This window comes from Methanoculleus sp. UBA413 (genome assembly GCF_002502935.1).
Classification (GTDB): Archaea; Halobacteriota; Methanomicrobia; order Methanomicrobiales; family Methanoculleaceae; genus Methanoculleus; species Methanoculleus bourgensis.
This window is the reverse complement of the sequence record NZ_DAQR01000076.1, coordinates 1-9,414: the sequence shown is the minus strand read 5'-3', so window position 1 is coordinate 9,414 and position 9,414 is coordinate 1. Positions and strand designations below refer to the sequence as shown.

At 65.4% G+C, this 9,414-nt stretch carries 11 protein-coding genes and 1 pseudogene; 7 read left to right on the top strand and 5 right to left on the bottom strand.

Going from position 1 to position 9,414, the window contains the following annotated elements; translation table 11 throughout:
- The 7 genes and pseudogenes from BP858_RS05855 to BP858_RS05825 form a co-directional block, all read left to right on the top strand.
- Positions 1 to 234: pseudogene (locus BP858_RS05855) on the top strand (fructose-bisphosphate aldolase); the annotation flags it as partial.
- Positions 234 to 1,220, top strand: a complete 987-nt coding sequence (locus BP858_RS05850; RefSeq protein ID WP_286879085.1) for a 3-dehydroquinate synthase II — start codon at positions 234 to 236, stop codon at positions 1,218 to 1,220. The pseudogene BP858_RS05855 and the gene BP858_RS05850, both read left to right, overlap by 1 nt.
- A gap of 5 nt (positions 1,221 to 1,225) precedes the next feature.
- A complete protein-coding gene (locus tag BP858_RS05845) occupies positions 1,226 to 2,050 on the top strand; it encodes a prephenate dehydrogenase/arogenate dehydrogenase family protein (protein WP_286879084.1) in 825 nt (274 codons plus the stop codon).
- Positions 2,047 to 2,841, top strand: coding sequence for a prephenate dehydratase (locus BP858_RS05840; protein WP_286879083.1), 795 nt, complete (start codon positions 2,047 to 2,049; stop codon positions 2,839 to 2,841). Before BP858_RS05845 ends, BP858_RS05840 begins: the two co-directional genes overlap by 4 nt.
- Positions 2,838 to 4,106 (top strand): 3-phosphoshikimate 1-carboxyvinyltransferase, encoded by a 1,269-nt coding sequence (aroA, locus tag BP858_RS05835; protein WP_214167087.1) that lies wholly within the window; start codon positions 2,838 to 2,840, stop codon positions 4,104 to 4,106. The genes BP858_RS05840 and aroA overlap by 4 nt, the downstream gene beginning before the upstream one ends.
- Positions 4,103 to 5,455 carry a shikimate dehydrogenase gene (gene aroE / locus BP858_RS05830; protein ID WP_286879082.1) on the top strand — a complete coding sequence of 451 codons (1,353 nt, stop codon included), beginning with the start codon at positions 4,103 to 4,105 and terminating at the stop codon, positions 5,453 to 5,455. Before aroA ends, aroE begins: the two co-directional genes overlap by 4 nt.
- Complete coding sequence (locus BP858_RS05825) at positions 5,452 to 6,450, top strand: chorismate synthase (protein WP_286879081.1); 999 nt, start codon at positions 5,452 to 5,454, stop codon at positions 6,448 to 6,450. Before aroE ends, BP858_RS05825 begins: the two co-directional genes overlap by 4 nt.
- A gap of 66 nt (positions 6,451 to 6,516) precedes the next feature.
- On the opposite strand, the gene BP858_RS05820 is transcribed toward BP858_RS05825, so the two are convergent.
- From BP858_RS05820 to BP858_RS05800, 5 genes are all read right to left on the bottom strand, one after another.
- Positions 6,517 to 6,684, bottom strand: coding sequence for a hypothetical protein (locus BP858_RS05820; RefSeq protein WP_157203695.1), 168 nt, complete (start codon positions 6,682 to 6,684; stop codon positions 6,517 to 6,519).
- A 39-nt stretch (positions 6,685 to 6,723) separates the two neighbouring features.
- Positions 6,724 to 7,353: a type I 3-dehydroquinate dehydratase gene (locus tag BP858_RS05815; RefSeq protein WP_286879080.1), complete on the bottom strand. Its 630-nt coding sequence runs from the start codon at positions 7,351 to 7,353 to the stop codon at positions 6,724 to 6,726.
- A 25-nt stretch (positions 7,354 to 7,378) separates the two neighbouring features.
- Positions 7,379 to 8,221: a pyrroline-5-carboxylate reductase family protein gene (locus BP858_RS05810; RefSeq protein WP_286879079.1), complete on the bottom strand. Its 843-nt coding sequence runs from the start codon at positions 8,219 to 8,221 to the stop codon at positions 7,379 to 7,381.
- 214 nt (positions 8,222 to 8,435) lie between these two features.
- Positions 8,436 to 8,660 (bottom strand): type II toxin-antitoxin system HicA family toxin, encoded by a 225-nt coding sequence (locus tag BP858_RS05805; RefSeq protein WP_014867942.1) that lies wholly within the window; start codon positions 8,658 to 8,660, stop codon positions 8,436 to 8,438.
- Positions 8,657 to 8,857, bottom strand: coding sequence for a type II toxin-antitoxin system HicB family antitoxin (locus BP858_RS05800; RefSeq protein ID WP_048104803.1), 201 nt, complete (start codon positions 8,855 to 8,857; stop codon positions 8,657 to 8,659). Before BP858_RS05800 ends, BP858_RS05805 begins: the two co-directional genes overlap by 4 nt.
- Between the last annotated feature and the right edge of the window lie 557 nt (positions 8,858 to 9,414).

The following is a 9,414-nucleotide window of genomic DNA, read 5'->3' as shown; positions in this document are numbered from 1 at the left end:
ACCTTCCGCCAGATCACTGAGGCCTGCTCGGTGCCGGTGATGATCGCCGGCGGCGAGAAGGGAGGGGATCTCGAGACGCTCACGACCATCAGGGATGCCATCGGTGCGGGCGCTGCCGGGGTCTGCATGGGAAGAAACGCCTTCCAGCGCGAAGACCCAGGTCGGTTCATCGGCTCGATCTGCCGGGTGGTGCATGAGGGTGCAAGCCCGGCCGATGCGCTGGAGCGTGAGTGATGAAGCAGTTCTGGGTTGATATCAGGCCGTGGAGCAAGGACCTCGCGACCACCGCGATCGAGAGCGGGGCTGACGCCCTGGTGGTGGACGACGCAGGGCGCGTGCGCGAACTCGGGCGGGTGACGACCGTTGCGAGAGAGGGCGACCTCGTCCCCGGAAAGGACGTCTTCGAGGTTGAGATCGTCGACAAGGCGACTGAGGAGGAGGCGCTCAGGCTCGCCAGCAGGGGCCGGGTCATCGTGCGGATGCGGGACTGGACGGTCATCCCGCTTGAGAACCTCGTCGCACAATCCGACCGGATCATCGCCGCGGTCACGACCGCCGATGAAGCAGCGGTCGCCCTGAGCGTCCTCGAGCGCGGGGCGGCGGGCATCCTGCTTGCGACTGACGACCCGGCCGAGATCCGGCGGGCGGCTGGCTTGATCGCAGGTTCAGGCGCAGAGGTCGCCCTCGTCCCGTTCGAGGTGACCAGGATCGCCCCTGTCGGCATGGGGGACCGGGTCTGCGTGGATACCTGCTCCCTCCTCGCCGACGGGGAGGGGATGCTCGTCGGCAACACCTCCTCGGCGTTCCTGATGGTGCACCCCGAGACCCTGGAGAACCCCTACGTGGCCCCGCGTCCGTTCCGGGTGAACGCGGGGGCGGTGCATGCCTACACCCTCCTCCCTGACGGGAAGACCGCCTACCTCGCCGACCTCGCGGTGGGCGACCGGGTGCTCATCGCCGAGCATACCGGCGCGACCCACGAGGCGGTCGTCGGCAGGGTGAAGATCGAGCGCCGTCCGCTCCTCCTCGTTGAGGCGAAGGCAGGTGACGCGAAGGTGAGCCTGGTCCTCCAGAACGCCGAGACCATCAGGCTTGTTGCGGAGGACGGCAGAGCGGTATCGGTCGTCGATCTTGCGGTGGGCGACCGGGTGCTCGGGAGCGTCGCGGAGGGCGGGCGGCACTTCGGTATCGCCGTCGCCGAGACCATCCTGGAGAAGTGACGACGATGCTTGCAGGCATCATCGGCGGCACGGGACAGATGGGGCGGTTTTTCGCCGGGGTCTTTGAAGAGGCCGGCTGGGACGTGATCGTCTCAGGGACAAAGACGCCTCTCACCAACCGTGACGTCGCGGAGATGGCTGACCTCGTCATGGTCTCGGTGCCGATCCGCGCCACCGTCGGGGTGATCAGGGAGGTCGCCCCACTGCTCTCGGAGGAACAGGTCTTCTGCGACCTCACCTCCCTCAAGGTCGAACCGGTCCGGGCGATGCTTGCCTCCCGCGCTGAGGTGATCGGGCTCCACCCGATGTTCGGGCCGGGCGCCGTATCGCTCAGGGGCCAGACGATCGTCGCCACCCCGGCCAGATGCGATCCTGCGACCCTTGAGGGGCTCCTCTCGGTCTTCCGCGACCAGGGCGCGGCGATCACCCTCTCGACACCGGAGGACCATGACCGGATGATGGCGGTGATCCAGGGGCTCACCCATTTCGGGACGCTCGCGAAGGCGGAGGCCATCCGCCGGACCGGCGCCGACGTGGACGAGACCCTCTCGTTCACAAGCCCCATCTACCGGATCGAGATGGGGCTCGTCGGGCGACTCCTTGCCCAGGACGCGGGGCTCTACGGGGACATGCTCCTGATGAACCCGACGGTTCCGGAGGTGCTTGCCGCGTTTGAAGCGGCGGTCCGGACGCTCCGTGAGATCGTGGAAGGCGGCGACGACGAGCGGTTTCGGGCGTTCTTTGCTGAGAATGCCGCCCACTACGCCTCATACCTCGCGGCCGCGACAGAAGAGACCGACGACCTCATCAACCATGTGGTGATGAGATGACAGTCCTGACCCTCGGGCCGGCCGGGACGTTCAGCCACGAACTCGCCGCCGCACTCTTTGGTGACGATATCGAACTCCTGCCGACGATCCGCGCCACCATCGAGCGCGTGGCCGGGGGTTCTGCCGACGGCCTCGTGCCGATCGAGAACTCTGAGGCCGGCGGCGTGGGGGAGACGCTCCAGGGGCTCATGGAGTTTGGCGTCTCCATCACCGGCGAGGCCTACATGCCGGTCAGGCACCACCTCGCGGCCCGGGAGGAGCCGGAACATCTTCAGGTCATCTACGCCCACCCGCAGACGCACGAGCAGTGCTCCATCCTCCTCGGGAGCCTCGGGGTCGAGGTTGTGCACACGAGCAGCAACGCTGCAAGCGCGGTGGCGATGCAGGGAGACGGCCGCGCCGGTGCGGTCGTCCCGGAGATGGCGGCGACGATCTACGACCTCCCAATCGTTCTTTGGGATATCCAGAACAATAGGGAGAACACCACCCGGTTCGTGCAGATATCCGCCACTCCCCGCGAGGGTGGCGGGTGCACGAAGTGCAGCCTCCTCGTGGACCCCGGAACCGACCGGGTCGGACTTCTCGCCGAGATCCTCGGGGTCTTCGCCCGCCGTGGCATCAACCTGACCAGGATCGAGTCGCGCCCGTCCCGGCGCGGGATCGGCAGGTATGTATTCTTCATCGACCTCGAGATCTCAGAAGGATGGCAGGAGGCAAAGGAGGAACTCAAAAGGATGACCACCGTCAGGGAACTCGGGTGCTACGCTCGCCTGGAGGTGCCGGGCATATGATCGTCAGGGTATCCGGGATCGGGCCGGTGGATGCGACGTTTGAGGCGCCTTCTTCCAAGAGTTACACCCACCGGGCCCTGATCGCCGCGGCGCTCGCCGCCGGGAGGTCGCGGATCACGGCGCCGCTCCGTGCCGCTGATACAGAACTGACGGCACAGGGGCTCGAAAGCCTTGGGGTGCCGATCGAGTGGCTTCCGGGGGAGATCACCGTCACCGGGTGCAGCGGGGCCTTCCCGGCGCCCGGAGAGGTCACGATCGACTGCCGGAACTCAGGGACGACGCTGCGGCTGCTTGCCTCGGCGGCGCTCCTCGCTCCGCACCCGGTGGTGCTCACGGGGAGTACCCGGATGCTCGAGCGCCCGATAGGGCCGCTTGCCGATGCACTGCGGACGCTCGGCGGCGACGTCGCGTTCACCGGCCGGCCGGGCTTTCCGCCCATCCGGATCTTGGGCAGGCTTCGGGGCGGAAAGGCGCAGATCGACGGGAGCATGAGCAGCCAGTTCATATCATCCATCCTGATGGCAGCGCCCTACGCGGATGAGGACGTGGAACTCACCCTCCCGGCTCCCCCCGCCTCCCAGTCCTACCTCGACGTGACCGCAGACGTTATGCTCAGGTTCGGCGCCCGGCTCGAGCGGCGGGGCTACGAATGGTTCCGGGTGAAGAGCGGTGTGCCCTACCGGGGGCGGGGCTACCGGGTCGAGGGTGATTACTCGTCGGCGTCCTACCTCTTTGCGGTCGCAGCCGTCTGCGGCGGGAGGGTCACGGTCACGGGCTTAAACCCGGCGTCGGTCCAGGGAGACCGCCGGTTCCTCGACGCTCTCGAAGCGATGGGCTGCCGGGTGGCCGCCGGCGCCGATGCGGTGACGGTGGAGCGGACGGGCGATCTGGAGGGGATCGAGATCGATATGTCCTCGTCCCCCGACACCGTCCAGACACTCGCAGCGGTGGCGGCGACGGCAGCGTCGCCGACGACGATCACGGGGATTGCGCACCTGCAGTACAAGGAGAGCGACCGCGTCGGAGTGACGGCAGAGGTCCTCAGGAGGATGGGGGCGGGTGTTCTGGTCACTGAAGACTCCCTCATGGTCACGCCCGCGCATCTCCACGGTGTGCTCGTCGACCCGCACGATGACCACCGGACGGCGATGGCGTTTGCGGTGCTCGGGCTCGCGGTTGGGGGGATGGCGATCCGTGACCCCGGGTGCGTGGAGAAGTCCTTTCCCGGGTTCTGGGAGGCGCTCTACGGGGAGGGGCTGCTATGAAGATCGTCCTCACCGGGTTCCGGGGGACCGGGAAGACCTCGGTCGGGCGCATCCTCGCGGAACGGCTGGGGGTGCCCTTCTTTGACACCGATGCGCTGATCGAGCGCCGGGCCGGGATGCCGATCCCTGAGATATTCCGACGGCACGGGGAGGCAGCGTTCCGGGCCCTCGAGCGGGAGGTGATCGCGTCACTCCGGTGTGCGGAGGGCGTGATCAGCACCGGCGGCGGTGCGGTCTCGGACCCCGCAAACGTCGCTGACCTGCGGTGGCACGGCACGGTCTTCCTCCTCTCTGCAGAGCCCGGGGTCATCTATGAGCGGATCGCCGGGAGCGACCGGCCTGGGCTGACCGATCTTCCGCCGGCAGAGGAGGTGCAGACACTCCTTGCCCGGAGGAGGGAGGCGTACCTGGGCGCGGCCGATACCTGCATCGATACCGGGAGCCGCACCCCCGGAGAGGTCGCGGACCTGGTTCTCCGGGACGCCGGCATCTCCCCGGACGATGCACATGAACGCGACACCCTCCTTGAGCGATTCGGGCTTTCGGCGCTCGGGGAGATGATTGACCGCGACCCGGGGCTCAGGGTATGCGCCATCGCCGGCAACCCCTGCGCCCACAGCAAGAGTCCGCTCCTCTACAACCGGCTCTTTGCGCACTTTGGCATGCGCTATCATTACACCCGCTTCGAGTGGCCTGATGCGGAGACGATCGTCCGCCTTGCCTCCCTCCTCCCCACAAAAGGGCTCTCGGTCACCATACCGTTCAAGACCGACGTTATGCGCTACATCGACGAGGTGGACGACCATGCGGCTGCCATCGGGGCGGTAAACACCGTCGTTAGATGTGGTGGAAGAACATACGGCCACAACACCGACTGGCTGGGCGTGCGGGCCCCGCTCGCCCACCGGCGGGGCGCCCGGGCGGTGGTCCTCGGCGCCGGGGGTGCGGCGGCTGCAGTGGTCTACGCCCTCATATCGCTTGATATGGATGTTCTGGTGCTCGCCCGGCGTCCTGATACTGCACGGAGGCTTGCGGAGCGGTTCGGGTGCCGGTGGGGCGGACTGGATGAGTTCAAGGGGGTTGACGTCGATGTGGTGGTACACGCAACCCCGGTCGGGATGGAGCCTGACACCCGGAGCCTGCTTGCCCCCCGTGACCTTGAGCCGGGGATGACCGTCTTTGACCTCGTCTACACGCCGCCTGAGACCCCCCTCATCAGGGCGGCGAAGGAGGCCGGGTGCGAGACGATACCGGGGACTGAGATGTTCGTCCACCAGGCGGTGGCGCAGTTCCGGCTGATCACCGGGATTGCGGTCACGCCCGCGCTGGTGAGGGAGATGCTTCTATGAACACGTTTGGGAGAAACTTCAGGTGCACGACGTTCGGTGAGAGCCACGGGAAGGCGGTGGGCGTGGTCGTCGACGGCTGCCCGCCGGGAATCGCTCTCACTGAGGCTGATATCCAGCCCTACCTCGACCGGAGGCGGCCGGGGAAGAGCCCGCTTGAGTCGGCACGGCAGGAGCCCGACTGGGTGGAGATCCTCTCGGGGACGTTTGAGGTGAGGACGACCGGTGCCCCGATCGCGCTCGTCGTCAGGAACCGGGACGTCCGGTCGGAGGACTACGATGCGCTCAGGGACGTCTTCCGGCCCGGACACGCTGATTACACCTACCAGGCAAAATACGGGCTCCGCGACCACCGGGGCGGCGGGAGGAGTTCAGGGCGGGAGACCCTTGCCCGGGTCGCGGCCGGGGCGGTGGCGGTGCGCTGCCTGGCACCGTACGGCATCTCTGTCAGCGGGAGGGTCGTTTCGGTGCACGGGGAGACTGAACCAGAAGCGATGGAAGCGGAGATCCGGGCCGCCCGGGATGCGGGGGACTCCGTGGGCGGAATCGTCGAGGTGACGGCGACCGGGTGCCCGGCAGGCCTCGGGGATCCAGTCTTTGGAAAACTGGACGCCGCTATCGCCGGGGCGATGATGGGCATCGGTGCGGTGAAGGGCGTCGAGATCGGCGAGGGGTTCGGCGCCGCCCGGCTGCTCGGGAGCGAGATGAACGATCCGATCGGCAAAGCCGGGTTTGCAACCAACCATGCGGGCGGTATCCTCGGCGGGATCAGCACCGGGCAGGATATCGTCGTCAGGATCGCCGTCAAGCCGACGCCCTCGATACGGCGGGTGCAGCAGACCGTCGATCTCGCCGGGGAGGAGCGGGAGATATCAGTTGAAGGAAGGCACGACCCCTGCATCGCCCCCCGTATCGTCCCGGTCGCGGAGTGCATGCTCGCGCTTGTTCTTGTTGACGCGATGCTTGAGCAGGCGAAGTGCCGGGGGGCACCGATTTGAGATTGTCGTATTCAAGAAGGGGGTGCCGCCCTCATCCACACCCAGATGCCCGGGTCCAGCACAACGCTATCGGGCATCGCGATCCTCCCGGATCAGGTCTGCGGCAGGCCCCCCTTCACCCAGGGAGCGGTGGGCTTCCCGTGCCCGTGCCAGGAGCCGGGCCTTGCGCCTCTGTACGAAGGCGCGGACCTCGTCCTGCCACGTGGGTTCTTCGATCTTCTTTCGATCCGGCATAAGCCCTTCACACCTCTTCGCTCCGGAAGTATCCTCGCCTCACTTCAGCAGGTCAGCGATCTGGCGCGCCTCCTGTATATGGTACTGCCCTTCAGCCGTCGGGGTGCCGGCATGGCAGAACATGAACTCCGACCCGAAGAGGGGCAGGATCGCACGGGCGTAGCGGAACTCGGCGCCCATGATACTCGTGCAGATGGGTTTCTGGGCCTGGTGGGTGAAGGCGACGAGCGCAAGGAGGTCGTCGGTGGTGCGGGGTTTCACGACGATCTTCGGGATATCCCCGTAGGACCTGAGCATACTCTCGATCTTCCCCAGTTCCGGGGGGGTGGGCATCTCGCTCGTATGCAGCGATGCGAGGATCTGGACCCCCTGGCTCTTGATGAGCGGTGCGTGGTCCCGGTAACGGGCTTCAACGTCCACGAAATCGACGTATCTCGTGATCGGACCGATGATCCTGGTCCAGAGGTCCGCGTTGCCGACGAACCTGCCTCCTTCCTCCCTGCTCCTGAGCGTGGCGATCAGGGGGATGGCGGTCTTCTCCCGGATCGCACGGACCTGGTCCAGCAGGTCGCCGGCCATCCTGTCGAGCCTGATCTCGATGAACGTCGGGCTGTACTTCACCGCCTCGTCGATAACGCCGGCATCCTCCACAGAGACGACGATCTTCATATTCACCGGAGATATAACCGCTCTATCATTTAAATGTCTGCCCGCCTCCTCCGGCGTTCAGGAGCGGCCCCTGCCCCATCGCATCGTGACGCTCCAGCATGGCGGCGAAGACCTCGTCAAAGACTCCCGGGAGCCGTTGCCGGAGTTCCTGCACCCCGACCTCGGTTATGCCGCCGCCGGTCGCGACCCGCCGGATCAGGTCAGAGGGAGCCTCGCCGGTCTCCCTGAGGTAGGCGGCCGTAGCCGTGACCATCCCTGTCGCCAGCACGAGTGTCTGGTCCGGCGAAAGTCCGCTTGCCCGGGCCGTCGCCCCCGCCAGTTCCTCGATGATGGCGGCAAGCAGCCCCGGGCCGCAACTCGAAAGAAGCGTTGCCGCCGGGAGTTCATCCTCCTCGACGAGCACCACATCCCCGATAGAAGAGAAGATCCCCTCCACCCGGAGGGCGTCGTTCATCCCGATCTGGCGCCCGTGGCAGATCAGCGTCGTCCCCTGCCCGACCGCGGAGGTGACCGTGGGTACAACGCGGGTGACCGATCCCGTAAACGCCGCTTCGAGATCCGCCAGATCGACGCCGGCGGCGAGCGAGACGATATGTTCATCCCCGTCCATCACCGGGACAATCTCGCGGAGGACGGTCATCATCTCCTGCGGCCTGACGGCGATGATGACCGTGCGGCACCGCCGGGCGAGTTCAGCGTTCGTTGCAGCGATGCCGATCCCGGGCCATGCGGCGGCGCATGCGTCCAGGCTCCTCCTGCTCTTCGACGAAACCACGACCCCATCGATCTGGAGCACCCCGGACGTGAGAAACCCGTTCACCAGCATGCTGCCCATCTGCCCGTAGCCGATAACCCCTAAACAGTCCATGATCCTTCTTCCCGTTGGTCTCCGTCATAATAAAGGATAGATGTTTTTCCGTGAGGGCTGATGTGAAAATCGTATCCCGGGGTACGATGGAACTGAGCAGGGAACCTCCCATTCTCCAGACTGGGGGAGTATTCATGGAACAATTCAGGCAGTGCGCTGGACGATAACTGAAAATGAATTGTCAGGAACTCCTGCCCGGATCAGGCATAATCTGTTACAGGAGAGCCTGGAATTCTTCGGGCGAGATCCCGGCCTGGAGAAGAATTGCCTGGAGCGTCTTTGGCGCAAGGGTCTTTTTGGAGTGGACGGGAACGGTGACGATGGCACCGCGCCGGGGGTGGTGGAGATAATGGTGGCTGCCCCGGATGCCAACCACCTCAAAGCCGGCTTTCTTCAAAGCGCTGATTACCTTCTCCCCGGTGATTCTAGGGAGTTTCATATCTCTGCGTTACTTGTATTGAGAGGGACAGAGACCTCAACCGGAATTGGCTTCCCCAGTTTTTTAGCCACCTCGATATACCCCGAGATCGCCTCCTCGATATGCGCCAGGGCCTCTTCCCAGGTAGACCCCTCGCTGATACATCCCGGAAGGGAGGGAACCGTTACGGTATACCCCCCATCTTCATTCTGTTCCATAAGGACTGTGTAGCGGAGACGAGTGGCTGACAACTGATCCCTCCAGTGGGAGGGTTGTCCATGACACTATATAGGGGTTATGTCGGCCAGGAGATGGACTCCGGCATTCATCTCTTCCCGGGATGGGGGTATTCTGCCTGGTTTCTTCATAACGCTGCTCGTTCATCATGGAAGGAGCGCATCCCAACAGTACCCTGCGACCGGGTATCCGCAGGGTTCAGAGCATGCTGGCGCATGTTCGCAAAGAATTGAGCAAGAGCCGGCGTCAAAAGCGCTGACACGACTTTCCCCCGGGTATCGCCTCACGGGGGAGGGACCGGGAGAGGGTGTCCCCCCATTGGCGCTAACGTTCGGCATGGAGACTCGTGCGGATACCGCCAATTCAGGAGACGAACGTCGGTTTCAGGTATTATTGACCGGTCTGCGATCAATCGTCCACCTCCTCGGAAAACGGTCTTGATCCTTGTCGAGGGGCAATCAACGAGAGCCCGACCGGTTCGCTCCGGGAGGTTATCATGCCTCGGGCAGGGTGGGGGGTTCGCGGTACCGCCGCCTGC

What these genes read in the sequence shown, in the direction of transcription:
- BP858_RS05850 (WP_286879085.1), top strand. Translation starts at nt 234, where the DNA reads ATGAAGCAGTTCTGGGTTGATATCAGGCCGTGGAGCAAGGACCTCGCG.
- BP858_RS05845 (WP_286879084.1), top strand. Translation starts at nt 1,226, where the DNA reads ATGCTTGCAGGCATCATCGGCGGCACGGGACAGATGGGGCGGTTTTTC.
- BP858_RS05840 (WP_286879083.1), top strand. Translation starts at nt 2,047, where the DNA reads ATGACAGTCCTGACCCTCGGGCCGGCCGGGACGTTCAGCCACGAACTC.
- aroA (WP_214167087.1), top strand. Translation starts at nt 2,838, where the DNA reads ATGATCGTCAGGGTATCCGGGATCGGGCCGGTGGATGCGACGTTTGAG.
- aroE (WP_286879082.1), top strand. Translation starts at nt 4,103, where the DNA reads ATGAAGATCGTCCTCACCGGGTTCCGGGGGACCGGGAAGACCTCGGTC.
- BP858_RS05825 (WP_286879081.1), top strand. Translation starts at nt 5,452, where the DNA reads ATGAACACGTTTGGGAGAAACTTCAGGTGCACGACGTTCGGTGAGAGC.
- BP858_RS05820 (WP_157203695.1), bottom strand. Translation starts at nt 6,684, where the DNA reads ATGCCGGATCGAAAGAAGATCGAAGAACCCACGTGGCAGGACGAGGTC.
- BP858_RS05815 (WP_286879080.1), bottom strand. Translation starts at nt 7,353, where the DNA reads ATGAAGATCGTCGTCTCTGTGGAGGATGCCGGCGTTATCGACGAGGCG.
- BP858_RS05810 (WP_286879079.1), bottom strand. Translation starts at nt 8,221, where the DNA reads ATGGACTGTTTAGGGGTTATCGGCTACGGGCAGATGGGCAGCATGCTG.
- BP858_RS05805 (WP_014867942.1), bottom strand. Translation starts at nt 8,660, where the DNA reads ATGAAACTCCCTAGAATCACCGGGGAGAAGGTAATCAGCGCTTTGAAG.
- BP858_RS05800 (WP_048104803.1), bottom strand. Translation starts at nt 8,857, where the DNA reads ATGGAACAGAATGAAGATGGGGGGTATACCGTAACGGTTCCCTCCCTT.